The organism is Bartonella tribocorum, from assembly GCF_002777915.1.
GTDB classification, from domain to species: Bacteria; Pseudomonadota; Alphaproteobacteria; order Rhizobiales; family Rhizobiaceae; genus Bartonella; species Bartonella tribocorum_A.
The window spans coordinates 39,072-64,088 of record NZ_NJGE01000010.1 but is presented as its reverse complement, the minus strand read 5'-3'; the positions used below and the strand labels follow the sequence as shown (position 1 = coordinate 64,088).

General features: G+C 38.5%; 24 protein-coding genes. 14 read left to right on the top strand and 10 right to left on the bottom strand.

The genetic code is table 11. From position 1 onward, the window contains the following. The first annotated feature begins 97 nt into the window (after window positions 1-97). From CER18_RS10275 to virB11, 5 genes are read left to right on the top strand one after another with little or no spacing between them, the layout of a single operon-like run. Entirely contained in the window at window positions 98-241 is a 144-nt protein-coding gene (locus CER18_RS10275) for a TrwH protein (RefSeq protein ID WP_100129039.1), read from the top strand. Next, entirely contained in the window at window positions 238-939 is a 702-nt protein-coding gene (locus CER18_RS05340; RefSeq protein ID WP_100129038.1) for a virB8 family protein, read from the top strand. Before CER18_RS10275 ends, CER18_RS05340 begins: the two co-directional genes overlap by 4 nt. Before the next feature lie 13 nt (window positions 940-952). After that, window positions 953-1,759, top strand: coding sequence for a P-type conjugative transfer protein VirB9 (virB9, locus tag CER18_RS05335; protein ID WP_100129037.1), 807 nt, complete (start codon window positions 953-955; stop codon window positions 1,757-1,759). Continuing rightward, window positions 1,759-2,919, top strand: a complete 1,161-nt coding sequence (gene virB10 / locus CER18_RS05330; protein WP_100129036.1) for a type IV secretion system protein VirB10 — start codon at window positions 1,759-1,761, stop codon at window positions 2,917-2,919. Before virB9 ends, virB10 begins: the two co-directional genes overlap by 1 nt. Continuing rightward, entirely contained in the window at window positions 2,894-3,955 is a 1,062-nt protein-coding gene (gene virB11 / locus CER18_RS05325) for a P-type DNA transfer ATPase VirB11 (protein WP_100129035.1), read from the top strand. The genes virB10 and virB11 overlap by 26 nt, the downstream gene beginning before the upstream one ends. Before the next feature lie 1,974 nt (window positions 3,956-5,929). Here the strand turns inward: virB11 and CER18_RS05320 are convergent. From CER18_RS05320 to rimM, 7 genes are all read right to left on the bottom strand, one after another. Next, window positions 5,930-6,709, bottom strand: a complete 780-nt coding sequence (locus tag CER18_RS05320) for a succinate dehydrogenase iron-sulfur subunit (RefSeq protein WP_005774220.1) — start codon at window positions 6,707-6,709, stop codon at window positions 5,930-5,932. 14 nt (window positions 6,710-6,723) lie between these two features. Then, on the bottom strand, window positions 6,724-8,568 hold the full coding sequence (gene sdhA / locus CER18_RS05315) for a succinate dehydrogenase flavoprotein subunit (protein ID WP_100129034.1): 1,845 nt from the start codon (window positions 8,566-8,568) through the stop codon (window positions 6,724-6,726). Window positions 8,569-8,574: 6 nt separating this feature from the next. Then, the gene (gene sdhD / locus CER18_RS05310; RefSeq protein WP_100129033.1) at window positions 8,575-8,961 is read right to left on the bottom strand and encodes a succinate dehydrogenase, hydrophobic membrane anchor protein; all 387 of its coding nucleotides are present in this window, start codon (window positions 8,959-8,961) and stop codon (window positions 8,575-8,577) included. Window positions 8,962-8,979: 18 nt separating this feature from the next. After that, window positions 8,980-9,381, bottom strand: a complete 402-nt coding sequence (sdhC, locus tag CER18_RS05305) for a succinate dehydrogenase, cytochrome b556 subunit (protein WP_100129032.1) — start codon at window positions 9,379-9,381, stop codon at window positions 8,980-8,982. Window positions 9,382-9,857: 476 nt separating this feature from the next. Then, complete coding sequence (gene rplS / locus CER18_RS05300) at window positions 9,858-10,298, bottom strand: 50S ribosomal protein L19 (RefSeq protein WP_100129044.1); 441 nt, start codon at window positions 10,296-10,298, stop codon at window positions 9,858-9,860. Between the two features lie 211 nt (window positions 10,299-10,509). Then, the gene (gene trmD / locus CER18_RS05295; protein WP_100129031.1) at window positions 10,510-11,208 is read right to left on the bottom strand and encodes a tRNA (guanosine(37)-N1)-methyltransferase TrmD; all 699 of its coding nucleotides are present in this window, start codon (window positions 11,206-11,208) and stop codon (window positions 10,510-10,512) included. Between the two features lie 302 nt (window positions 11,209-11,510). Further along, window positions 11,511-12,056, bottom strand: coding sequence for a ribosome maturation factor RimM (gene rimM / locus CER18_RS05290; protein ID WP_100129030.1), 546 nt, complete (start codon window positions 12,054-12,056; stop codon window positions 11,511-11,513). A gap of 131 nt (window positions 12,057-12,187) precedes the next feature. On the opposite strand from rimM, the gene CER18_RS05285 reads away from it, so the two are divergent. Next, window positions 12,188-13,009, top strand: coding sequence for a SapC family protein (locus CER18_RS05285; RefSeq protein WP_100129029.1), 822 nt, complete (start codon window positions 12,188-12,190; stop codon window positions 13,007-13,009). Between the two features lie 3 nt (window positions 13,010-13,012). Then, window positions 13,013-13,981 (top strand): tyrosine recombinase XerC, encoded by a 969-nt coding sequence (locus tag CER18_RS05280; protein WP_100129028.1) that lies wholly within the window; start codon window positions 13,013-13,015, stop codon window positions 13,979-13,981. A 579-nt stretch (window positions 13,982-14,560) separates the two neighbouring features. Here CER18_RS05280 and CER18_RS05275 read toward each other — a convergent pair. Then, entirely contained in the window at window positions 14,561-14,833 is a 273-nt protein-coding gene (locus CER18_RS05275) for a BolA family protein (protein WP_100129027.1), read from the bottom strand. A 125-nt stretch (window positions 14,834-14,958) separates the two neighbouring features. On the opposite strand from CER18_RS05275, the gene CER18_RS05270 reads away from it, so the two are divergent. From CER18_RS05270 to cobT, 3 genes are all read left to right on the top strand, one after another. Further along, window positions 14,959-15,579, top strand: coding sequence for a J domain-containing protein (locus CER18_RS05270; RefSeq protein WP_100129026.1), 621 nt, complete (start codon window positions 14,959-14,961; stop codon window positions 15,577-15,579). Between the two features lie 206 nt (window positions 15,580-15,785). Then, a complete protein-coding gene (gene cobS, locus CER18_RS05265; RefSeq protein WP_100129025.1) occupies window positions 15,786-16,766 on the top strand; it encodes a cobaltochelatase subunit CobS in 981 nt (326 codons plus the stop codon). Between the two features lie 15 nt (window positions 16,767-16,781). Beyond that, window positions 16,782-18,680, top strand: coding sequence for a cobaltochelatase subunit CobT (gene cobT / locus CER18_RS05260; RefSeq protein WP_100129024.1), 1,899 nt, complete (start codon window positions 16,782-16,784; stop codon window positions 18,678-18,680). A gap of 811 nt (window positions 18,681-19,491) precedes the next feature. Here cobT and CER18_RS05255 read toward each other — a convergent pair. After that, window positions 19,492-20,175, bottom strand: coding sequence for a VUT family protein (locus CER18_RS05255; RefSeq protein WP_100129023.1), 684 nt, complete (start codon window positions 20,173-20,175; stop codon window positions 19,492-19,494). A gap of 146 nt (window positions 20,176-20,321) precedes the next feature. Then, window positions 20,322-20,639, bottom strand: a complete 318-nt coding sequence (rpmB, locus tag CER18_RS05250; RefSeq protein ID WP_100129022.1) for a 50S ribosomal protein L28 — start codon at window positions 20,637-20,639, stop codon at window positions 20,322-20,324. Between the two features lie 299 nt (window positions 20,640-20,938). On the opposite strand from rpmB, the gene CER18_RS05245 reads away from it, so the two are divergent. The 4 genes from CER18_RS05245 (at window position 20,939) to CER18_RS05235 (ending at window position 24,285) form a co-directional block, all read left to right on the top strand. Then, a complete protein-coding gene (locus CER18_RS05245) occupies window positions 20,939-21,721 on the top strand; it encodes an SURF1 family protein (RefSeq protein ID WP_100129021.1) in 783 nt (260 codons plus the stop codon). A gap of 445 nt (window positions 21,722-22,166) precedes the next feature. Further along, on the top strand, window positions 22,167-23,786 hold the full coding sequence (gene purH / locus CER18_RS05240; protein WP_100129020.1) for a bifunctional phosphoribosylaminoimidazolecarboxamide formyltransferase/IMP cyclohydrolase: 1,620 nt from the start codon (window positions 22,167-22,169) through the stop codon (window positions 23,784-23,786). Window positions 23,787-23,856: 70 nt separating this feature from the next. Then, a complete protein-coding gene (locus CER18_RS10720; protein ID WP_280951574.1) occupies window positions 23,857-23,985 on the top strand; it encodes a hypothetical protein in 129 nt (42 codons plus the stop codon). A 147-nt stretch (window positions 23,986-24,132) separates the two neighbouring features. After that, window positions 24,133-24,285 (top strand): DUF1127 domain-containing protein, encoded by a 153-nt coding sequence (locus CER18_RS05235; RefSeq protein ID WP_012232557.1) that lies wholly within the window; start codon window positions 24,133-24,135, stop codon window positions 24,283-24,285. Window positions 24,286-25,017 lie beyond the last annotated feature (732 nt).

Sequence of the window (25,017 nt, the reverse complement as noted above, 5' to 3'; positions counted from 1 at the left end):
GTAAAATAAACACAAATTATGCACTTTACTTTATATTCAAAGTTGCAATAATGACAAAAATTGTTATATATAAATAATTGTGAAAAGTAGCATTAAAATGAAAAATATCATTTCTATAATTTTAATCATGAATCTTTTATCTGCTTGCGTATTAGCGCCAAAGTTAAAGCAACCAAATGATAGAAACCGTATACCTATCAATAAAACAATCCCTGCCGAAATCAAGCGAGGAGCCGTATGAGAGAAAAACAAACCAAACCAATAAAAGCCGGACAGCTTAATAGTTATTATGAAGAAACTCGTGGCTTAGAACGTGATCTTATCAATGAATTTATAAGATCACGCAGAACGGCGTGGCGTGTGGCCAGTGCAGTTGGTCTTTTTGGTCTATTCGGTATGATATGTGGAGTTATCGGTTTTTCTCAACCAGCTCCAACACCTTTAGTATTACGCGTTGATAATACAACAGGTGCAGTTGATGTTGTCTCAATCATGCGTGAGCACGAAGAAAGCTATGGTGAAATTGTAGACAGATATTGGCTCAATCAATACGTGCTGAACCGTGAAACTTACGACTACGATACCATTCAATTGAACTATGATACAACAGCACTTTTAAGCGCAGCAGCTGTTCAACAAGAATATTATAAAATTTATGAAGGAGAAAAGGCACGGGACAAAGTGCTTTCCAATAAAGCACGTATCACAGTTAAAGTACGATCAATCCAACCCAATGGACTTGGTCAAGCAACCGTACGTTTTACGACGCAGCAATATGACAGCACCGGTGCTGCTACTGGACCTAAACAACACCAGATCGCAACAATTGGCTACACCTATGTCGGTTCCCCCATGAAATCATCTGATCGTTTGCTTAACCCCCTTGGTTTCCAAGTAACAAGTTACCGTTCTGACCCGGAAATACTGTTAAATGATTAAGGGATTGATTGTTATGAAAAAACTTGCATTCGTTGTTCTATTGTCTTCGTTTTCTTCTCTTTATACGGCACCTGTGCAGGCACTCAAAAGCCCATCAAATTCACAATATGATCACCGCATTCGTTATATAACATATAACGAAGCTGATGTAGTCCAAATTGAAACAGTTCTTGGTGTGGCAACGCATATTATTCTTGAAGAAGGTGAACAGTATATCACCCATGCCTTTGGTGATTCGGAAGCCTATGCCTTTGCTCATAAAGGGCGGCATATTTTTATTAAGCCAAAAGCAGAACTTGCCAATACTAATCTCATTGTTGTAACCGACAAACGAAGTTACAAATTCCGACTGCAATTTCGAAATGACCGTGCAGGATCGACCTATGAATTGGCTTTCCATTATCCCGATTCATCCGATGAAAGGTCAGAAGCAAATAGCCAACGCCTTGCCATTGAACGTGGTTTTCACCAAAGCGTAAAAGGCTATAATCTCAGTTATACCATGAGTGGTCACCAAGATATTGCTCCGATAAATGCCTGGGATAATGGACGTATTACCTACTTCAAATTTCCCGCTAACATGGATATGCCATCGATTTATATTGTAGACGCTGAAGGGAATGAAAGCTTAATACCACGCACTGTTATCGGCAGTTCTAATGATATTATCGCCGTTCATAGGATCAATCCTAAATGGCTCATACGACTTGGTAAACGTGCTTTGGCTGTTTTCAACGAAGCTTATGATCCCAATGGTATACCAAATACAACTGGAACAATATCTTCGATAGTTTATCGTGTCAATAAAGGAGGAAAATGATGTTTGATAATGAGAAAGGAGGGGGAAAAAGCATAAAACTGAATAATGCAGAACAGAATCATGTTGAAGGTGCATATGGAGGGTCGGAGCTAGGTTCAGAACGTCGTCCAACAATTCCAGGTACCCGCGCATTGTTAATGGTAGGACTTATTGTCATCATAGCAATACCAATTGCTCTGTCTTGGAAAGCTTTTAAAATGCGTAATACTGTAGAAGTTGAGGAAGAAAAACCACAACAAACAGTACAGCAAATTATACCGAGCTATGTCCCACGGGTTATAGAAGAACCAAAGTTTATAGAGGAATCAGAGAGATCAACGCAAACAGAAGATTCAGGCATGGATATTCCACCGGCCTTGAGTAAACTTCTTCAAACAACTATTCCTCCACATATGCTCCAAGATTCTGAAGGATTAGCCCGCAAACGTATGCTCAGTTCTAGTCTCAACAGTGGTGGTAGCGAAGGGTCTACAGCAACAAAAAGGGTATCAAATAATGATAGAAGTAATGGCGCATTATTTGATAACCTTCAACCAGTACGTTTAGGTCAATCACATGCAGTACAGCTTCATAACCGTGACCTCTTGATTACACAAGGTACACAACTAGATTGCACATTGGAAACAAAGATCATTACGTCACAACCAGGAATGACGACGTGTCATTTAACACGTGATGTTTATTCCACAAGTGGTCGTGTTGTTTTGCTTGATCGTGGTTCTAAAGTCGTTGGTTTTTACCAAAGTGGCTTACAACAAGGACAAACGCGTGTATTTGTGCAATGGTTACGCATCGAAACACCTTCTGGTGTTATTGTCAATCTTGACTCACCTGGCACAGGTCCTCTTGGTGAAGCAGGCATCGGTGGCTGGATTGACAGACACTTTTGGGAACGGTTTGGTGGTGCAATTATGGTCAGCATTATCGGTGATTTAGGGGAATGGGTGAGAGGTAAAATTAATAAAAATAGTAAAGAGAACACACAATCTCAAAGCGCTCAACCTCAAGGCATTCAGAGTGCTGAGTCGATAGTGACTGATGTTCTTCAAAATTCCATTAATATCACACCAACTCTTTACAAAAACCAAGGCGAACGAGTGAATATTTTTGTTGCTCGTGATCTGGATTTCAGCGATGTCTACAGTCTCGTCACACGTTAACTCAATACAGAAGGATCAAGCAGTTTCTCAGCTTCTACAACCGCTTGATCGTTTCTTAGAAGATCCGAAGATCACTGAATTATCGATCTGCCGCCCCTGTGAAGTGTGGACAAAAAGCTTCAACGGGTGGCAGGTTCACAGCGTACCAGAATTAACAGCTGCTTTTTTGCAAACGCTTATTACAGCGATTATTGTTTATAACGGTATGGCTCCCAGAAGTATTAATTATGTGCTCTTGCCTGGTGGGCAACGTGGTACAATTATACAAACGCCTGCTGTTGTTGATGGTACTCTTTCTTTTGTAATTCGTAAACATTCTCTTATAGTTAAGACGTTAGAAGAATTCAAAAAAGAAGGAGCATTTGATGATTTTTCCGATGTAAGTTTTAACAAGCCTTCAGCAGAAGAAGCCAATAGCTTTTTATCGAAGCAGGACTTTACACGGTTAGAACCATTTGAAGTTCAACTCTTGCAACGTAAACGTGAGGGAGAAATTCTTGAATTTTTGGAAGAATGCGTCCTTCACAAACGCAACATTATCATTGCAGGCAAAACAGGATCTGGTAAAACAACATTTGCCCGCTCGCTCATTGAAAAAGTTCCTGTAGAAGAACGTATTATCACGATTGAAGATGTTCATGAACTTTTTCTACCCAATCATCCTAATCACGTAAATATGATTTATGGTAACAACGTGGGGCGTGTTTCAGCTGAAGAATGTCTGGATGCATGTATGCGTCAATCGCCTGACCGGATTTTTCTCGCTGAATTACGAGGCAATGAGGCATGGGAATATCTCAATTCACTCAACACGGGTCACCCTGGATCGATTACAACGACGCATGCCAATAATGCTTTGCAGACATTTGAACGATGCGCCACTTTGATTAAAAGATCAGAAGTTGGTCGCCAACTCGAGCTAGAAATGATAAAGATCGTTCTTTACACAACCGTTGATGTCGTGTTGTTCTTTAAGGATAGGAAACTTTCTGAAGTCTTTTACGATCCGATTTTTGCTAAATCAAAAATCGCTTAAAAGAAGCTTGCTCTCTCGATAATAGCACACAAACAAGAAAGCCGTAACCAATTGTTACGGCTTTTTATTGTGCATCCCCTCTTCTCTTTGCTTCTTCAATAAAGTTTCTACACTCTTCATGAACAAGAGAAGAAAAAATTAAAAGACAACAATTTCACGAAAAAACCAAATCGTACATAGATTCTTCTTCAATTCTATGACCTTTAATCATTCTTTCCATTTATCTTTTAAAAATGTATGCTGTCCACGAAAGAAAAAGTGAAGATTCATTTACCTATCAATGAAAACTTAGTAAAATGGGTGCTTTGGATCATTACACAGAATTATTTCCATAACGACAAAAAATTATCGTTTAAAAATTCTAAGTTCTATTTTCAACTAATTAATAAATACGTTTTTTAACCAAACATATCTTCAGATATGGAGAACCTAATATAAGTACAGTATCATTCTGATTTAACATTCATAAATCACATTCCATTCGGGAATGAAAAGTGTTGTGACACATCGATCTTCCTTAAAAGAAGAAAGATTCTTATCCTTCATCCATTATAAACAACCAAATTTCTCTTAAATAAACCTTGCCAACCATATTATGTAGCGCACACCCCAAAGGATGAAACCTTCTCAACCCATACTGACCTGTAAACATTCAGTCTGCCTTGCTTAGTAGGATAGCACCTTTTAACCACTTTATAAGCACCACATCGCAAATGACGATATTTTACAGCACAACAAAATAAACACACAAACAATAACTTATTATACAATTAATACTTGTAGAGCTCTCTTTTATGTTAAAAAATATCTATTATACCGAAAAATAAAAAAGCACTTTGACAGCTTAAACAAATTGTTAAAACATATATGCAAGCAGAAATGAAATTCAGCACCCTAAAAATAAGACCTACACTTAGAGATCTCTATATTTTTTATGAATAAAAACATATAAAGTCAGCCTCTACAAATTTCATCAAAATAAAACACTCTTTCTTTGATGATTGAATTCATTGGACTCAAACCGGTCTACAAACATGGCTTACTTCACATTCGCAGTATATATTCCCCAAATTTCCACAACCGCTTTCTAAACTTTTTGAAAAACCTATAAATTTGATATTTTTTCAAAAACCTTTTGGGGCCTCTCATAAGTTTAAATCATTTGACGTTATAACAGTTTTAAACGACTCCACCTCTTAATTATGTGCTCTATCACGATAACAGAGAGTAATTGTACACGCTCCAATTTTGAGAACTATAAATTTTATTTTTTAATACAATTAATAATTGAATGTATAAAAATGATCTTTAAATATACGTGATGATAGTATCAAAAGTGCCCAATTACTGAATATATCAGCAGTATTTTCGATATTATAATAATAAACGTATCGTAAAATTACGAACTGTCGTCACTTATCTGTATTTGATTTGAATGATTTACATGCGTTATAATATTTGTATTATTTTTTATTCTCTATTGAGATACGCTTTTTTATAAAAAATGATCAATTGAAATATGTATTAAAATATTAATTCTGATACGAATTTAATGAAATTAAAAACGAACAGCATATTGGTTTTATTGTTTTTACATAGAATGCTATTTTTTCTTGAAATATTTATTTTACCCGCAAGATTAATGCCTTTTTAAGGCAATGGCAGTTATGTTGTCCATCTTATGGAAGACAATAAACTTTTGAAATTAAACCTCAGAAAGCAAAAAACACTATTTTCCGTGTTTCACTTTACTGCTTATGAAAACAGTCACTTTCAAAGATAGAACTCAACCTATGAGCTTTTTCTAAGCTATTGCAAGGACTTTTTCTACAAGAATTAATTCATTTTTAAGGATTACTTCGTTTTTAGAACGATTACAGTTATGGAGGCCCTTATAAGAAGCTAATGCACTTTTAGAGATTAGATCTCTAAAGTTTCTAGCATTGCCCTTCATTTTCATCAATAAATAATTCTTTAAAGACGGCGTTCAACCATGAGTTTTTTAATTTCAGCAATCGCTTTCGCTGGATTTAATCCCTTTGGACAAGTTTGCGCACAATTCATAATCGTATGACAGCGATAAAGGCGGAAAGGATCTTCTAAATTATCAAGACGTTCACCACACATCTCATCACGCGAATCCGCAATCCAGCGATAAGCCTGGAGCAAAACAGCGGGCCCCAAATAGCGATCACCGTTCCACCAATAACTTGGACATGATGTCTGACAACATGCACACAAAATACATTCATAAAGACCATCAATTTTTTGTCGATCGGAATGACTTTGTAACCACTCTTTCGCAGGTTCAGGCGAAACAGTTTGCAACCAAGGCTCAATGACTCGGTGTTGTGCATAAAAGCGCTTTAAATCAGGAACCAAATCTTTAACAACCGGCATAGAAGGCAAAGGATAGACCTTAATGGGGTGTTTTACATCATCCATACCTTTAGTACAAGCTAATGTATTGGTCCCATCAATATTCATTGCACAAGAACCACAGATACCTTCACGACATGATCGGCGGAGTGTCAAAGTTGGGTCAATATGGTTTTTAATAAACAAAAGCCCATCAAGAATCATAGGACCACAAGCAGAACGATCCACATAATAGGTATCCAGATGAGGATTTTCTTCATCATCAGGTGACCAACGATACACGTGAAATTCTGTTAGTTTTGTTGCCCCTTCAGGTTTAGGCCAAACCTTTCCCGGTTTTACTTGAGAATTTTTGGGAAGCTTAATTTGTACCATATTTCATTCTCCCCTCAATAAACCCGTTTTTTAGGTGCAATGCGCTTTAAATCAATCCCACCATCAGCTTCAGCTGTTAATGGGTCCACATGGACAGGCCGATAGGACAAAGTTACCTTACCTTCTTTTGACAAATGTGAAAGCGTATGTTTACGCCAATTTTTATCATCACGCTCTGGATAATCTTCACGAGCATGAGCGCCGCGGCTTTCTAAACGTGCTTCTGCAGAATGAACCGTCATGATTGCATTCGCCATAAGATTTTCAAGCTCTAATGTTTCAACCAAATCAGAATTCCATATCAGGGAACGATCTGTGACTTTAAGATCAGACAACTCTCCCCAGATTTTACTCATCCGTTGACACCCCTGTTGCAAGGAATCTTCTGTACGGAAGACAGCAGCATCTTCTTGCATCGTGCGTTGCATTTTTTCACGCAATAGGGCTGTTGGTATGGCTCCTTGTGCAAAACGTAAACGATCAAAACGCGCCATAATTTCGTCGAAAGCTTCTTCATTCAAAGGTGGAATTTCTGCATTCCGATCAATCACTTCACCCGCACGAATGGCGGCAGCACGCCCAAACACCACAAGATCAATCAATGAATTTGAACCCAAGCGGTTGGCACCATGAACAGAAGCACATCCTGCTTCTCCTACCGCCATTAATCCTGGCTGAATACGATCAGGCGAATCAGCTGTTGGATTGAGAACTTCCCCGTAGTAATTGGTAGGAATCCCGCCCATATTATAATGAACCGTTGGCAAGATAGGGATAGGTTCTTTTGTTACATCCACCCCTGCAAAGATTCGAGCAGATTCGGAAATTCCTGGTAAACGCTCGTGCAAGATTGCAGGATCAATATGATTGAGAACCAAATGAATATGATCTTTCTTAGGTCCAACGCCACGCCCTTCACGAATTTCAAGCGTGATACAACGCGAAACCAAATCGCGTGAAGCTAAATCCTTAAAGGAAGGTGCATAACGCTCCATAAAGCGTTCACCTTCAGAATTGATTAAATAACCTCCCTCACCACGAGCACCCTCTGTAATGAGACAACCAGAACCATAAATTCCTGTAGGATGGAATTGCACAAATTCCATATCCTGAAGTGGTAATCCGGCCCGTGCGATCATTCCACCACCATCACCGGTACAGGTATGCGCCGATGTCGCAGAAAAATAAGCACGTCCATAACCACCGGTTGCAAGAACAACCATTTTGGCAGAAAAACGATGTATAGTACCATCATCAAGATTCCATGCCACAACCCCCGTACAAACCCCATCGGTCATGATAAGATCAAGTGCAAAATATTCAATAAAAAATTGCGCGTTATGCTTTAAGCTTTGTCCATAAAGCGTATGCAAAATGGCATGACCTGTACGATCAGCGGCTGCACAAGTCCGTTGAACAGGTGGACCTTCACCAAATTGTGTCGTATGTCCACCAAAAGGACGTTGATAAATTTTGCCTTCTTGCGTTCGTGAAAAAGGAACACCATAATGTTCTAATTCATACACAGCAGCAGGAGCATTACGCACCAAATATTCCATTGCATCGGTATCGCCCAACCAATCAGAACCTTTCACGGTATCATATAAATGCCACTGCCAATTGTCAGGTCCCATATTTGAAAGCGACGCAGCAATTCCCCCTTGTGCTGCAACCGTATGTGAGCGCGTTGGAAAAACCTTCGTAATACAAGCTGTCTTTAATCCTTGTTCTGCCATACCCAGTGTTGCACGTAATCCTGCACCACCGGCCCCAACAACAACAACATCAAATTTATGATCTACAGTATGATAAGGAGCGTTACCTGCTTTAGCACCCAAAGATGATCTTGTACCCGCCATATTTGTCTACCCCCCTAATGCAATCTTTAAAAGAGAAAAAATAATGACACCGCCTATGAAAAAACAAAATAAAATATTTAATATCAAAAAGAATAACCGAAAACCTTCACGTGGAATATAATCTTCAATCACCACCTGCATACCAAGTTTCATATGATAAAGGACTGAAAAAGTCATAAATACCATCAAAATAGCAACAATAGGATGTGCAAGTCTTGCACGCACAATAGTATAGTCCTTGCCCACAAGCGAAAGAATAAGAACAATCAAAAATATCAAAAGCGGTAGATTGATAAACCCTGTCAAACGCTCTAACCAAAAATGCTCTGTTCCTTCATGAGCACTCCCACGCCCCCGTACTTTTCCAAGTTCCGTTCGAAAATCTTTTTTCATGTCTCTTTTCACCCCCAGCTAAACAACGGTATATCCAATAATCCAAATCGCAAAAGTAACAATAAGAGAAATAAACACTGTCGCCCAAGCAGTGGCTGTTGCCTTTTCTTTTGCCAAAAGGCAAGGATTCAGATCCCAAACAATGTGGCGAACACCACCAACCATGTGATGAACCCCTGCCAAAGTATAAAGAAACAAAATACACAATCCAAACCAAGAACTATAAATCTCGTGAACTGTTCTAAATGCCTCCTCGCCACAGGCAATAGCAATTAACCAAACAGCAAGAAAAACCGTTCCAACATAAAGGGCCATACCCGTAATGCGGTGCGCAATGGACATGGCCATGGTAATTGTCCAACGATAAATACTTATATGAGGGGAACGAGGGCGCTCTTTTATCCTAGTTGTCTCTGTCATAAAATATCCTGACCTGGTTTTTGCAACCGCAATGAACGAGAAGTTTCACACAAAATAACCAAATATATTATCTCGTTTTTACTTGTTTGGCATCTCAAGATACCGATATTACAGGTCGGTTGTCTCAAATAACGGATTAAAGGTCACGCATAAAAAAAACCGATTACTCCACGGATATGATCCGCAAAACTTGCCTTAATTTAATACACTTTTATCTTAACGTCAAAGGCCTAACATCTTTTATCAAATATAAACAGACATTTTTTCAAACAATACTTATTCCGCTTGAGTATCCACGACATGTGCAATGATACCCTACACTTCACCTATTATTAAGAATAAAAAAGAGACAAAATTTGGATAGATTAAACATTTTTATGCCCCCTCCACGCCTTTTAGATGACAAAACGAATCACAAAAGACACAAATAAGCGGCATAAAAGCCGCTTTTGTATAAAATTTAGCCGATATAATTCTTACTCAGCAACTTGCGTTTCAACATCTACGTTTACAGGGGTTGTTTCTACTTTATCAACGCCCTTTTCATCCTTTTTTCGATAATCTCTCTTCTCAGCAATACGGGCAGCTTTACCTCTCAAGCCACGAAGATAATAGAGTTTTGCCCGACGCACTTTACCACGACGCACCAACTCAACAGCTTCAATTAAAGGAGAATAAACAGGAAATACACGCTCGACTCCTTCACCATAAGAAATCTTGCGGACTGTAAAGGTCTCATTCAACCCACCACCTGAACGGGCAATACAAACCCCTTCATAAGCCTGAACACGCGTCCGCGTCCCTTCCGTCACACGCACCATGACACGAACTGTATCTCCTGGTTTAAAGGCTGGAAATTGGCGCTTTTCTTCAATTTTTGCACATTGTTCAGCTTCAAGCTGTGCGATAATATTCATTTCTTTATCCTTCATGTTCTTTATCGAACAGTCAGAGCGCTCAACTCTTACCCAAAAAAGCTTTGTATACAAATAAGATGCTCTTTAGGTTATGCCTTACACAGGAGCGAATACACCATTCCTTCATTTTAATTTTGGAACTACAGAAAACCTTTTATTTAAAACTCTCTAAAGAAAGAGAGCTATGCCATACACCACCTTATCCTATGAATCAAGTTTTCTGACGATTTTTATCATAACGCGCATAAAGATCAGGACGACGTTGACGTGTTAACAATTCGGCTTGGCTTTGACGCCAATCTGCTATCGCCTTGTGATGGCCTGAGGTCAACACAGGCGGAATCGCTCGCCCTTCAAAAAGAGAAGGGCGGGTGTATTGGGGGTGTTCCAGCAAACCATTTTCAAAACTTTCACACTTTGCAGAAGCTTTATTCCCCATCACACCAGGGAGAAGACGTATAATAGTATCTAAGATAACCAGTGCAGCGGCTTCACCGCCTGAAAGAATATAATCACCAATGGAGACTTCTTCTAACTCCCGTGCTTCTATGACTCGCTCATCAACGCCTTCAAAACGTCCGCAAACCAATGTTATACTCGAATCACCAGCCAAACGACGCGCATAAGCTTGGTCAAAAGGGCGCCCACGTGGACTCATCAATAACCTTGGCGAATCCTGTGGACAATAATCAAGCGCAGCAGCCAAAACATCTGCCCGCATCACCATACCAGCCCCTCCACCAGCGGGTGTATCATCAACGCTATGGTGTTTATCCAAAGCAAAATCTCTAATTTGCACTGTCTCTAGCGACCAAATGCCGCGTTCTAAAGCTTGCCCTGCTAAAGAATACCCTAAAAAACCAGGAAACATTTCAGGATAAAGAGTTAAAACACGCGCCTGAAACTTCATTTTTATTTTTCATCCTCATTTTATTCAATAAACTCTCTTAAAGTAAAAATGACACAAATTAATTCTAATTAACGCTATAGCGTTAATTAGAATATTCTTGATCTTCGTCCTATTCAACACGATCCCTCTCATATTTTCACTTTAAATAAAGGCTCTAAAAATTCGGAAATGTCTCGAGATAAAGTATGATAATATATGCTCAAAGGTGTATTCTTAAGATTGCCATACGTTTCACTTTTTATTGACGCAATTCCTCAATTCTTTTTTATCTTCATCTTTATTTTTAGATTCAAGCCATTTCCTTATTGATCATTTTTTTCCCCATCGCTAAGGCCAGCAGCCATGGGGTCAACAATAAGAAAACCAGAATCCATACAAATTTCTGGTACCGCCACCTTACTAAAGGGAACAAGCACTCTTTTACCTGTATTCAAACGTATTTCAAGCAAATCACCAGCCCCGAAATTATAGAAACTACATACTTCACCTAAGATTTTCCCCCCATATTCTTGAACACGCAAACCTATTAAATCAACTTGATAAAACTCATCCTCACCCAAATCATCAATCAATTGATCACGCATCACATAAAGACGAATCCCTTTTAAAGACTCAGCAGCATTACGATTTTCGATGCCTTTAAAACGAATAATCGCATTATTTTTTTGTGTGCGAAGAGTTACAATTTCATAAGAACGCCCCATATCATCATAAAGAGTCCCATAAGATTTGAAACGCTGTGGCTCGGCACTTAAAATTTTAACAAAAACATCTCCTCTTATACCATGAGGCATACCAATAATGGCAAGATAGACTTTATTTTTAAGCTTTTCTTTATTATACTTCATGCAAAAATATTATCTCTCAAAAATGAACCTTCAATCTTAATCATTTCTACTCAATCTTGTTGCCATATGAGACAATCTTCCCAAAAGACCTTTCTTGGTAACAAAAACAAATTAATAAAGGAGAAAGTCTTATGGCAAATATTATGCTATTTTATAAAGATATCACGCCAATCAACAAAATTTCCCATAAAAATCTAAAATTTGCGCCACCAAGTGATATGTCTTTTGCTAAAGATACGCACTGGGTCCCTTTAGCAAGTACTGAATATTTTCAAGCAGCCCTAGACTATCCTATTTTGTTTATGTGTGCCGAAGATGAACAAAAAAAACGGCACTATACATCGGCCGCTCTTGTCGGTCTTTCTAATGACGAAAATGACTATATCGCCTCTGATAAAAGTTGGAAAACCAATACTTATGTTCCAGCTTTTGTTCGTCGCTATCCTTTTGTTTTAGCACAAATTAGCAATGAAAAAGAACTTTCTGTTTGCTTTGATCAGCAGTCTGGGATGTTTAATGAAGTTGCAGGAACAGAACTTTTTAATTCCGATGGCTCTATTTCTCCTTTTATGGAAGAACGTATTCGTTTTCTTGAAAGTTTTAAAATCGCTATGGAGAAAACCTCTGAATTTATTGATGCCCTTGTGGAAATGGATCTTCTCAGTCAAAAATCAATCAACGTTAAAAACGATCAAGGTCTCTCAGCACAATTAGAAAATTTTTGGATTGTTGACGAAGAAAAATTGAATAAATTATCGGCAAGCCAACTTGCCAAACTTCATAAAAATGGCTTTTTAGGGTTAATTTTTGCGCATTTGATGTCAACGCATAATCTTTTAAAAATACTCTCCCTTAAAGGTGAAAAGCAACTTATCAATCGTGAAGAGCAACCCGAAAAAAAGAATGGTCAAGCTGACGATGAAAAACCTAAAAAGAAAGAAACCCTCAACTAGATAATGCCTCTAAAAAACGACAAGAGAAAAGATGAAAATAATCCTCTCATTCCAGCAGACCCTGCGGTTTTAACCGCAAGGAAAAACTGGTTAGAGTGTCTCGTAAAAACACGTCGTATGTCCGCACAAACAGCGCAAGCCTATGAACGTGATACGCGGCAGTTTTTATTTTTTCTCTGTCAACACTTCAATCAAGCCCCAACCCTTACAGATCTTGCTCATTTACGCGTAAGTGATTTGCGTGCTTATCTTGCTTATCGGCGTAAAAACAATGTCAGTGCTCGCTCTTTAAGCCGCGCGGTAGCAGGCATTCGTTCTTTTTTCAAATACCTATCCCGCGAAGGAATTATCAATGTTCCCGCAGCTCAACTGATCAAAAGCCCCAAACATCCAAAATCACTCCCAAAACCTTTAGCGATACAATCAGCCCTCCACGTCGTTAAACAAGAAAATCAGCTGGAAAACGAACCTTGGATTAACGCGCGTAATGCTGCTGTCCTCATGCTTCTCTATGGTTGTGGAATGCGAATATCAGAAGCCTTAAGCCTCACACCAGAACAATTTTCTGATCCTGAAAAAAAAAGTTTATTTATAACAGGGAAAGGGGGAAAAACACGCCTTGTTCCTCTCATCAAAATAGTTTACGAAGCTGTCCAAAATTATCTCAAATGTTGCCCATATCCTTTAGTGGATAACCAACCCATATTTCGTGGTGCGCGAGGGGGGGCCCTACAGCCCGCTATTATTCAGAAAACTGTCCGCAACTTGCGTGCAAGTCTCGGGTTACCAGAAACGGCCACCCCTCATACACTACGCCATTCTTTTGCCACCCATCTTTTATCACGAGGGGGAGATTTGCGAACAATTCAAGAACTTCTTGGGCACGCTAGTCTTTCCACCACACAAACCTATACCCATGTCGATACAGACCACTTGTTGGAAATTTATCAAAAGGCCCATCCTCGTTCTTAAAAACGTCTCATCAAAAAAATTAGAGTTTTTCAACCTCAAATGCCAAGGCGAGGACACAAATCGCGAACTTTTCTTTTAAAACGAGAATAAAATCGCTCAATGGGTTTCTATGCGCATCATATCTGAAAAACAACAATACTTTGATTTATAATGATAATATAGCGTTCTTCAATTTAAGTAAAAACCTTGATACCGTAATATTCTCTCATTTCAAATCTGTTCCACGTCGAATCAATCAAAGCCGAATCAGTCAAAACCTCTTGCTTGCACGCGTCATAAGCCGGTTATCCGTAGGGAAAAACTGTACAAAAAAGCATACCTCTTATGAATCATCTGAAAGGCTAAGAGCCACGCAACACCCACGAACTGGAAAAGCGTGTGATCGTTCAGCCCTCTCTTTTATGAAGCGTTTATGAAGCGTAAAGACGGGAATGCTCTAATGCTCAATAGATTTTATACACTTCATGGGAGCTTACCATTATACCATTCACGAATGTCTTCGCGAAATAGATGTGACAAGCGTTGCAAAATATTTCTTTAAACCAAAAAACGTTCTAAAAAATTTTTTAAGAAAAAAAATTAAAGTGCTTCAACCTCAAGTGCCAAGGCATGGACACAAGTCGCGAGCTCCTCTTGTAAAACTTGATAAATCGCTCGATGGATTTCTACACGCGTCATATTGGAAAAAGAAGAAGATAAAATTTTCACGCGAAAATGTGTTTCTCCTTTACCATCAAAAGCATGTTCCTTATGAGGATGCCCTTCATGAAGATGACTCTCGTTAATCACTTCAAGTTTTTGGGGATGAAAAGCATCTTGAAGCTTTCTCTTGATTATTGTTTCTACAGACATTTTTCATTCCTTAACAAAATGTAAAGTGCAAGAATACACCTTTTTCATAATCAAATAAGTGTGAAAACAAATTTTTCAAAAGTCAATTCTTGTAAAATTAATTAATTTTGCATAAAACCAAGGGTATGACAATAACATCTAAATTATTCGATTCAATTCGCATAAGCTCAAATAAAAAACAAAAAGCTGAGCCAGAAGTGCAACAGTGTCAGTGGGAAGGTTGTGAAAAGACAGGAACCCATAAAGCACCAGCAGGTCGAAATCACGAAGGACAATATCTACATTTTTGTATTGAGCACGTGCGTGCCTACAATAAAAATTTTAATTACTTCTCAGGTCTTAGCAATCAAGACATTGCAAAATTCCAAAAGGATGCTCTCACAGGGCACCGCCCAACATGGCCGACAGATCTTAGCAATGGGACATCAAAAAAAACAGCAGCCAATTATGCAAAGATTCGCTCTGGAACCGCGGCCTATCAAAATCGTATGCGCGATCCCTTCACGCTTTTTACTGAACGGCATTCAAGCAATAAGTTCTCACGAAAATTAAAGCCCTTAGAAGCAAAAGCTTTTGATACACTGGGACTACAAGCAAACGCTTCAGCAGAAGATATCAAAATGAAATATAAAGAGTTGGTAAAAAAACACCATCCTGATTCCAATGGTGGTAATCGTGCTTCAGAAGAACGCTTTCGTGATGTTTTACATGCTTATAATTTGCTCAAAAAATCTGGTTTGTGCTAAAAACATGCACTTATAGAAACCCGTTCTCATTAAGACCATCACTCTTTACATAAAACATTCTTATCTTCATAAAATCATTATAGAATACGTGAAAACGATCTTTTTTCATCTCTAAAGCTCTCATTATAGAGCATTGCATAAATGCTCTAACTCTTGTATCGTTTTCTCATGAGATAAATAGCATCCTTTCCTTACCCAGAAACATCATGTCAAATCTTACCGTTGAAAATACACCCGATATTACAGTTTGCGCTCGCGATCTATTTCATATTGAAACAGATATGAAAATCCCTGCTTTTAGCACAAAAAGCCCCCATGTTCCTGATATCGATCCCGATTATCTTTTTGATCCGCAAACAACTTTAGCAATTCTCGCTGGTTTTACTTTTAACCGTCGCGTCATGGTTTCCGGTTATCATGGAACAGGGAAATCAACGCATATTGAACAAGTTGCTGCCCGTCTCAACTGGCCTTGTCTTCGCATTAATCTCGATAGTCATGTAAGCCGTATCGATCTTGTAGGAAAAGATGCTATTGTTTTAAAAGATGGCTTACAAATTACTGAATTTAAAGAGGGCATTTTGCCATGGGCTTATCAAAATAATATTGCGCTTGTTTTCGACGAATATGATGCGGGGCGTCCCGATGTTATGTTTGTCATCCAACGCGTTCTTGAAACTTCTGGAAAACTAAGCTTACTTGATCAAAGCCGTGTTATCTCTCCTCATCCAGCCTTTCGTCTTTTTGCAACAGCAAATACCATTGGTCTTGGCGATACAACAGGGCTTTATCATGGTACCCAACAAATCAATCAAGCCCAAATGGACCGCTGGTCTATTATTACGATACTCAATTATTTACCCCATGATAAAGAGGTTGATATTGTTTGTTCAAAAGTCAAATTTTTTCAAACGGCTGAGGGGGAAAAAACAATTTCACAAATGGTTCACGTTGCTGATATGGTCCGACAAGCTTTCATCAATGGGGACCTTTCAACAGTCATGAGCCCACGGACTGTCATTACTTGGGCAGAAAATACCACGATTTTTCAAGATGTTGGCTTTGCCTTCCGGTTAACCTTTCTCAATAAATGTGATGAACTCGAACGCGCCACTGTCGCAGAGTTTTATCAACGCGCCTTTGGGCAAGAGCTTCCCGAATCACTCACGCAGGGTGTCTTGTCTTAAAGGAATATGTCAATTATGGCGATCGACCCTGATGACAACAGAAAAAATTTAACAAACAATCCTCCCCCCAATACGCTTAATCATGAAGCTTTTAAAAAAGCCCTTTCCGCCTGTATGCGTGCCATTGCTGGCACATCCCACTTAGAAGTTTCTTTTAGTCCTAACAGACCATCTTTGAGCGAAAATTGTGCACGTTTACCAGAATTATCACAACACGCCACGGATAAAGAGATCACGATTACCCGCGGATTAGGTGATTCCATGGCTCTGCGCAAAGCATGGCATGATGATCGCATTCACATACAATTTGTCCCTCTAGAATCAGAAGCACGGGCTATCTTTGATGCCCTTGAACAAACACGTGTAGAAGCAATTGGTACTTTAGCCATGGAGGGGCTTGCAAAAAACCTTGATGTTATGCTCGCCGATAAATACAAAAGAGCCCATTATGAAAAGATTAGCAACCAAAATGAAGCCCCTATCCAAGAAGCGATAGCACTTTTATTGCGTGAAAAAATAACAAAACGCGCAGCCCCAAGAGAAGCAGGTCTGGTTTTAGAATTATGGCGCCAAGAACTTGAACAAAAAGCCGCAACAGAACTTAATGAACTCACACATCATATTTACAATCAACAAGCTTTTGCACAAATCGTTCGCCAAATGCTTGCGACACTCAAAATGACAGTGCAACAAGACGCAACTTCTGACAGTGAAAAAAATAAAAAATTAAAAAACGAATGTGAACCTCAAGACCAAGCAGAAGAAGAAAGCAAAAACAAAAAACATGACCAAAGTGAAGAACAAACCAGCACTGAACAAGAAAGTGATGTGCAAGACGAAGGAAAGACACAAGCAACACAAACAAACGAGAATGATCAAGCGGACGGCGCACAAAAAGATGGCCCTTGGAAAGAAAAGCCGAGCAAACCCAAACGTCTTTTTTCCGATTCAGAACAAATGGAAAAACTCGGCAATTATAAAATTTTTACCCGTCAATTTGATGAAATTTTGGAAGCAACCGATTTTTGTTCTGAAAATGAGTTAGATCACTTACGCCGTTGTCTTGATAAGCAAATTAGTCATCTTCAAAACATTGTTGGACGTTTAGCCAACCGTCTCCAGCGCCGCCTTATGGCACAACAAAATCGCAACTGGAAATTTGACCTTGAAGAAGGATATCTTGATACAGCGCGTCTTCCACGCCTGATTATTGATCCCATGCAACCCCTTTCTTTTAAAATGGAAAGCAACACCCAATTTCGAGATACGGTTGTTTCACTCCTCATTGATAATTCTGGTTCAATGCGCGGACGCCCCATTAGTGTTGCCGCAAGTTGTGCTGATATTTTGGCACAAACGCTTGAACGTTGTGGTGTCAAAGTTGAAATTTTAGGTTTTACCACCAAAACTTGGAAAGGGGGGAAATCACGCGAAAAATGGCTCGAGAAGCATAAGCCTCATCATCCTGGACGCCTTAATGATTTGTGTCATATCATCTATAAAAGTGCTGACACCCCATGGCGTCGAGCACGACGCAATTTAGGCTTGATGATGCAAGAAGGATTATTAAAAGAAAATATCGATGGAGAAGCTTTAATTTGGGCGCATCAACGCCTTTTATCACGGCGTGAACAACGTCGTATTCTCATGGTTATTTCTGATGGTGCCCCTGTTGACGACTCAACACTATCGGTCAACGCCAGCAATTATTTGGAAAAACATTTACGCGCCGTGATTCAAGAAATCCAAACGCATTCCCCCATCGAACTCATTGCCATTGGAATTGGTCATGATGTCACACGTTATTATCAACGTGCTGTAACAATTATGAATGCCGAAGAGCTTGCGGACGCCATAACAAAACAATTAGAAGCACTTTTTAGTGATAAAACACCTAAATTCTATAAGAAATAAATCTACTCTTAAATCAGGAATACAACACTTTGATTTATAATGATATCTCTAGCGTCATTCAACTTGAATGAAAACCCTAAATACCATGCGATTCTTTCATTTCAAATCTATCCCATATTGAATCAATCCAAATCATTTGCTTGCAGATCACAAGCGGTACTGAAAAGCATAATTCCATTTTACAGAAACACTTCACCTTGACTTCCAAGCTTATTTTACAAAAGCGCCACAATACCTATGAATGGCACAATATTGATTGTAATCTATTCAGTATCCCATCTTTACGCTCCATAAAAAGAAAATTGATACCATCATGCTTGCCATCCCCCAATATCCCAATCAATTTTGGCATTTAAGATGATTCATAAAAAAGCATTTTTGTCTTTTTTTAATGTTTTTATCTACACAGATTTCTCCCACTTGTCCTATGCAAGAGAAATACTTTTGACTGAGACAATAAATATAAGAGTAATTGAAATGAAAATCCTTCAAATATTTAAAGCTTTCTTTCGATATATAAGAAATAAATTACTCTTATAAATTCAATGAGTTAACAACACAAAACTGAAATTTCTTTTACATCAATGTGGTTTATAAGAAAGTATTTTTTGACCTCTTTCAGATAGGATTTATTCATCCATTTTTTATGAAAGCCTAAACAAATAGTTTTTATTATTGCCTCACAAAAAAATCTTGAAATGAGAAAAACATCCAAACCTCTTCCTTAAGCCATAAAGCACCATTTCAATCAACGATTGCTATCGCACACGTAACATAACGGAAATTTAAGTTTTAAAGAAAACAAAGATTATTATTTGTTACAAGCAAGAGAGGAATTATCCTTTGGATGACTTTGATAAAGAGGAAGCTTTACAATGTTAAGAATTGTCCCATAAGGTATCAACATCAACAGGCTCATAATAATTTTTATGAAAAAATCACCAAAAGCAAGCGAGAGCCAAACTGGCATGCCGATCCCTCCCAAAACAGTATTCTCCACCAGTGAACTATCAGCATACCCTGTTATCGTATCAAGAACAGCAAAAGAGCTGGAAAAAGCAAGAGAAAAAAACAACACCGTATCCAACGCCGAGCCAACCAACGCTGCTGCTAAAGGTGCTTTCCACCATGTTTTCCGTCGCAAAGGCGTAAAAACAAGAATATCAAGAAGTTGCCCAAATAAAAATGCCAAACTAGAAGCAAGCGCAAGCCGAGGTGTTGCCAATATCCAAGAAACAAAAACACCGGCAAAAAAACCAGCATAAACCACACGCCGCGCAGCAGATGGCCCATAAAAACGATTGGTCAAATCATTGATGAGAAAGGCAAATGGATAGGTAAAAGCCCCATAAGTCAACAGCTCATTCAAGCCAAACCAATAGACAGGATATTGAACCAAAATATTAGAAGCAGTAACCGCAAGACACATTGCTAAAATAGAAAAAACGACATACCTTCTCTTTTGCTGTTCTAATAAAAGACCGCTTGAAAACATTTTTTTTAACCTGGGGTATGGAACCAATAAAACAATAGAGCGATCAAAGAGAGAAAAGTCCTAAAAGCGCACTTCTTAAGACCAAGATCCGTGATTAAAGTGTCAATTCACCAAAGATAATGACACGAACAATCATGTTACAACAATCACGCTGCTTGTTCAGCCTTTTTCTCACTTTCTTGCTCAGCTTTTTTCTTAACGATTTGGCGTTTTAACAAACGCGCACGTTGCGACAACTCTTTGTCATCTGCTTTGACCAAAAAGCCATCAAGACCACCACGGTGCTCAACAGAACGCAACGCATTTGCTGAAATGCGCAAGCGATAACTTTGCTGCAACACTTCTGAAATCAACGTCACATTGCAAAGATTTGGTAAAAAACGACGCCGAGTTTTATTATTCGCATGGCTAACATTATTACCATACAGAACCGTTTTCCCTGTCAATTCACATGCACGAGACATAAACTTCACCTTTAAACTCTAAGAAACTTTCAAATCCCTATACCCAAAGGACACAATGAACACAATAGCACGCACAACGCGGCCTTGAACGGGCATCATTGGGAAGTTTCTTTCTAATAGGGGGTCGACAACAAAAGGTCAAGTCTTTTATCAAACCTTTTTCATCTCTTACGGGCTCAACCTTCATCTTTTTCCAAAATCAAGGCGTGTAAATTCCACCAAAAAGTGTACAAAACGCTTTTTTAAAAGGCATACCGTGTTAGAATAAAAGCCTATTGTCTTGAAAGGAAGCATAAATCATGAACAAAAAAGCCCCCCCCATGACAAAGCTTCAAGGCAATTCGTGCCGTTTTTCTTCTTTTTTGTTTGGGACTTTATGCATTTGTTTTTTTCTTCTCTTCAGTGCATTAGGTATATGGCAAGTACAACGGTTAAACTGGAAAACAAATCTTATCACCAGCGCCAATCAGCGCGTTCACTTAACACCCATAAAAGCCCCCCAGAAAGATCAATGGACAGATGTTACGTTTGAAAAAAACGAATATCAACCTGTTGTTATCACAGGAAAATTTTTAAAAAATAAAAATATTTTGGTCACTGCTACTGCTCAAAATACTACAGGCTATTGGGTTTTGACTCCTTTACAAACCGCTGACGACACACTGACCTTTATCAACCGTGGCTTTATCCCCATGGACGAACGGAACAATTTTCAACACTCAGAGCAATCCCATATAAATGCCTCATCTCAGCAAGATTTCACCACAACGACAGAACAAACAACAATCATCGGTTTATTACGGATGAGTGAAAAAAATGGATTTTTCCCACGCAAAAATAATCCTGACAAGAACGTGTGGTATACGCGTGATCTTCCCGCTATGGCACAAAAACTTGGATTATCTACAGTTGCTCCTTATTTCATTGATGCTAGAAAAACATCTCCACAAGCAAATCTTCCCATTACTGGTCTTACGATGATTCATTTTCGAAATAATCATCTTGTTTACGCAATCACGTGGTTTATTTTGGCTGCTGGTGTGTTAGGCGCTTTTCTTTTTCTTTTACGGCAAAAAAACTAAAAAATAAAAATGGCAGGAAAAATGAACATGCGTTTCTACCATTACAATTTTCATATTCTTGCTGGTTATTTCCTATTTCAGAGATAATTTAAACGAGCATATGCAATATTCTCACCTTCATCTCACATACAAAAGCTCGTATAGAAGAGAACGTATGGATGCATTTTTTGTTTCAAACCTACTCTATAAAGATGAGAGATTAAGTTATAAGAAACAAAAAAACATTTAATGTGTCAATGAGACTTTTATACCTATCAGAATACCTCAAATGACGGTATTTTACAGTATAAGAAAAAAGAAAAGACGAGTCATCGTATATTTTAAACATCGTATATTTTAAAAAGACAGTTTATCCTTTCAATATATTTTGCTAAAGGCTTGTGCTATTAAGCGTATAAGCTTGTTTTGCTGGAATTTTAACTCTTTCATTTTTAAGGCTTCTGTTATGGGTGTTGTTGCCAAAAATTTTCCCATACCTGATCTTCATCGGGTTCGTCGTGTTCTTCTTTCTGTGTCTGATAAAACGGGTGTGGTTGCATTTGCACAAGCCCTTCATACAACTTACAATGTTGAATTGATTTCAACAGGAGGGACAGCCAAAACCCTCATAGCTGCTGGTTTGCCCGTAAAAGATGTTGCTGAAGTTACCGGATTTCCTGAAATAATGGATGGACGCGTAAAAACACTTCATCCTTTGATTCACGGTGCTTTGTTAGGGGTAAGAGAAAATCCTAGCCATAGGGAAGCTATGGAAAAGAACAGCATTCATGGAATTGATCTCTTGGTGGTGAATCTCTATCCTTTCGAAGAGACAATCCTATCGGGAGCCGATGGGCAAACAATTCTTGAAAATATTGATATTGGTGGACCGGCAATGATTCGCGCTGCAGCAAAAAATTATGCTTATACCAGTGTTGTAACAGCGATAAATGACTATGATTGGATTCTAGCCGAATTAAAACAGCATAATGGATGTTTAAGCCTATCCATGCGCCATCAGTTAGCAATGCGTGCATATGCGCATACCGCTGCCTATGACACAGCAATAGCAGCATGGTTTGCACGGGATTTAAAAATTGAAACACCATCATGGCAGAGTTTTTCTGGTCATCTTGAAAATGTTATGCGCTATGGGGAAAATCCACATCAACAGGCAGCATTTTATCGCAATAATGAAAAACGTTTTGGCGTTGCAACAGCAAAACTTTTACAAGGCAAAGCACTTTCTTATAACAATCTGAATGATACAGATGCAGCCTTTGAACTTGTAGCAGAATTTGATCCACAAAAAACTGCGGCTGTTGCTCTTATTAAGCATGCCAATCCTTGTGGTGTTGCGGAAGGAGAAAATTTAAAAGAAGCTTATTTGAAAGCTCTGATGTGTGATAACGTATCGGCATTTGGTGGAATTGTTGCTTTAAATCAAACCCTTGATGAAGAATGTGCGGAAGAGATTGTTAAAATTTTCACGGAAGTGATTATTGCTCCTGATGCAACAATGGCAGCACGTGAAATTATTGCCAAGAAAAAAAATCTTCGTTTGCTCATTACAGGTGGGGTTCCTGATCCACGTTGTGGAGGACTTCTTGCAAAAACACTTGCAGGAGGCATTTTAGTACAATCACGGGATAATGTGGTGGTTGATGATCTTAAATTGCAAGTAGTGACAAAGCGGGCGCCAACTCAAGATGAAATGCGTGATCTTCAATTTGCTTTTCGTGTAGCAAAACACGTTAAATCAAATGCTATTGTATACGCAAAAAATAGCGCAACAGTTGGTATTGGCGCTGGACAAATGAGCCGCATCGATTCGGCAAAAATTGCGGCAAGTAAAGCCGCAGAAAGTGCACAAAGAGCAGGCTTAACAGAAACGCTCACAAAAGGATCAGTAGTTGCATCCGATGCATTTTTTCCTTTTGCAGATGGTTTATTAGCAGCAGCTAAAGCAGGTGCAACAGCAGTCATTCAACCAGGAGGTTCCATGCGCGATGAAGAAGTTATCACTGCTGCCGATGAACAAGGTTTAGCGATGGTTTTTACAGGAATACGGCATTTTCGTCATTAATATCATTTGGGTAATGCCTTCTTCATATGAGACAATCGTTTCAAAAGATTTCTCATAAATCGTATATCGATTGATAACTGTTGAAATGGGAGCAGTTATTCAAGCCAGAGAATCTATGCGTAATGAAGAAAATATCACCGCAGAAAATGCACATTATTTAACCATTGTTTCAGAAATAAGATATTATCGTTATGAATAACTTAAGTTATCCTTTTACATGAGACACGTGTTAAAGGGTCTCTTTTTTATACTGATGCATACCTGTTATGATATTATAGCACAACTCTTTTGAATAATATGCTCTATTCTTAAGGTTAGAGAGTGTAACAAAGTTTGAGTACAGGATATGAATATTCTCCGTTCTTATAGTAATTGGCGTCGTTATCGCCGGACCGTTAATGCATTGAGCCGTCTTTCGACATATGAACTCAATGATCTTGGCATTTGTCGCGGTGATATTGATTCAGTTGCGCGGCGCTATTCACGTAAATCTTCCTAAAAGTTGTTTGAAGAATATTTGAAGGAATGCCTTAAAGGGGCAAGCATCGTCGGGTTGATTATTGTGACTTCAATTTTAGTATGACAACACAAAGAAGAAGAGATTTTTTCTGAAAGGAAACTCTTGGTGTGATGTTGTTTCTTAAATTATCAATGTTTCTATGACGGGCAATTTTTGATTTATCAAGGGTGTTCATTATTTATGTGTTGAATGAGAGACTCTTCTGTAAGATTGTCTTATCTTAGGTCTTTCTATATTGAATCAACTAAAACCATGTCTCTTACTCGTAAAAAGCGAGGAGTGTCTGCGTAGAATGAAACTGTCAAAAAACTACAAGTGCCTATAACAAACCGTATCAAGCACCAAAGGATGCCGCAACATTAGAAACTGGCAAAGAGTATGTGATGATTACAGCTTGTTACGCTATAAACAGCAATAATAGATCAAAATAAAGATTAAGGTGTTCTAATGCTTTCCTCTATCAACTTTTGTATACGATATGGGCGCAAGGATATGATAGAGTTTATTTCTAAAATGAGAAACAATCCAGTTTAGCAAAAATATGAAGTCTCGAGGATAAAAACTATTCACATCTTTACCGTCATTTTTTAATTCCGTTTTACGACTTTCAAAAACGTCTATATCTCTTAAAAAATGAGGCGCACTCCCTCACCTTTTTTTTCGCTCTTTAATAAAATCATATCCCCAACGCAAAACAGAAGAAGCAAAATT

What these genes read in the sequence shown, in the direction of transcription:
- CER18_RS10275 (WP_100129039.1), top strand. Translation starts at nt 98, where the DNA reads ATGAAAAATATCATTTCTATAATTTTAATCATGAATCTTTTATCTGCT.
- CER18_RS05340 (WP_100129038.1), top strand. Translation starts at nt 238, where the DNA reads ATGAGAGAAAAACAAACCAAACCAATAAAAGCCGGACAGCTTAATAGT.
- virB9 (WP_100129037.1), top strand. Translation starts at nt 953, where the DNA reads ATGAAAAAACTTGCATTCGTTGTTCTATTGTCTTCGTTTTCTTCTCTT.
- virB10 (WP_100129036.1), top strand. Translation starts at nt 1,759, where the DNA reads ATGTTTGATAATGAGAAAGGAGGGGGAAAAAGCATAAAACTGAATAAT.
- virB11 (WP_100129035.1), top strand. Translation starts at nt 2,894, where the DNA reads ATGTCTACAGTCTCGTCACACGTTAACTCAATACAGAAGGATCAAGCA.
- CER18_RS05320 (WP_005774220.1), bottom strand. Translation starts at nt 6,709, where the DNA reads ATGGTACAAATTAAGCTTCCCAAAAATTCTCAAGTAAAACCGGGAAAG.
- sdhA (WP_100129034.1), bottom strand. Translation starts at nt 8,568, where the DNA reads ATGGCGGGTACAAGATCATCTTTGGGTGCTAAAGCAGGTAACGCTCCT.
- sdhD (WP_100129033.1), bottom strand. Translation starts at nt 8,961, where the DNA reads ATGAAAAAAGATTTTCGAACGGAACTTGGAAAAGTACGGGGGCGTGGG.
- sdhC (WP_100129032.1), bottom strand. Translation starts at nt 9,381, where the DNA reads ATGACAGAGACAACTAGGATAAAAGAGCGCCCTCGTTCCCCTCATATA.
- rplS (WP_100129044.1), bottom strand. Translation starts at nt 10,298, where the DNA reads ATGAATATTATCGCACAGCTTGAAGCTGAACAATGTGCAAAAATTGAA.
- trmD (WP_100129031.1), bottom strand. Translation starts at nt 11,208, where the DNA reads ATGAAGTTTCAGGCGCGTGTTTTAACTCTTTATCCTGAAATGTTTCCT.
- rimM (WP_100129030.1), bottom strand. Translation starts at nt 12,056, where the DNA reads ATGAAGTATAATAAAGAAAAGCTTAAAAATAAAGTCTATCTTGCCATT.
- CER18_RS05285 (WP_100129029.1), top strand. Translation starts at nt 12,188, where the DNA reads ATGGCAAATATTATGCTATTTTATAAAGATATCACGCCAATCAACAAA.
- CER18_RS05280 (WP_100129028.1), top strand. Translation starts at nt 13,013, where the DNA reads ATGCCTCTAAAAAACGACAAGAGAAAAGATGAAAATAATCCTCTCATT.
- CER18_RS05275 (WP_100129027.1), bottom strand. Translation starts at nt 14,833, where the DNA reads ATGTCTGTAGAAACAATAATCAAGAGAAAGCTTCAAGATGCTTTTCAT.
- CER18_RS05270 (WP_100129026.1), top strand. Translation starts at nt 14,959, where the DNA reads ATGACAATAACATCTAAATTATTCGATTCAATTCGCATAAGCTCAAAT.
- cobS (WP_100129025.1), top strand. Translation starts at nt 15,786, where the DNA reads ATGTCAAATCTTACCGTTGAAAATACACCCGATATTACAGTTTGCGCT.
- cobT (WP_100129024.1), top strand. Translation starts at nt 16,782, where the DNA reads ATGGCGATCGACCCTGATGACAACAGAAAAAATTTAACAAACAATCCT.
- CER18_RS05255 (WP_100129023.1), bottom strand. Translation starts at nt 20,175, where the DNA reads ATGTTTTCAAGCGGTCTTTTATTAGAACAGCAAAAGAGAAGGTATGTC.
- rpmB (WP_100129022.1), bottom strand. Translation starts at nt 20,639, where the DNA reads ATGTCTCGTGCATGTGAATTGACAGGGAAAACGGTTCTGTATGGTAAT.
- CER18_RS05245 (WP_100129021.1), top strand. Translation starts at nt 20,939, where the DNA reads ATGAACAAAAAAGCCCCCCCCATGACAAAGCTTCAAGGCAATTCGTGC.
- purH (WP_100129020.1), top strand. Translation starts at nt 22,167, where the DNA reads ATGGGTGTTGTTGCCAAAAATTTTCCCATACCTGATCTTCATCGGGTT.
- CER18_RS05235 (WP_012232557.1), top strand. Translation starts at nt 24,133, where the DNA reads ATGAATATTCTCCGTTCTTATAGTAATTGGCGTCGTTATCGCCGGACC.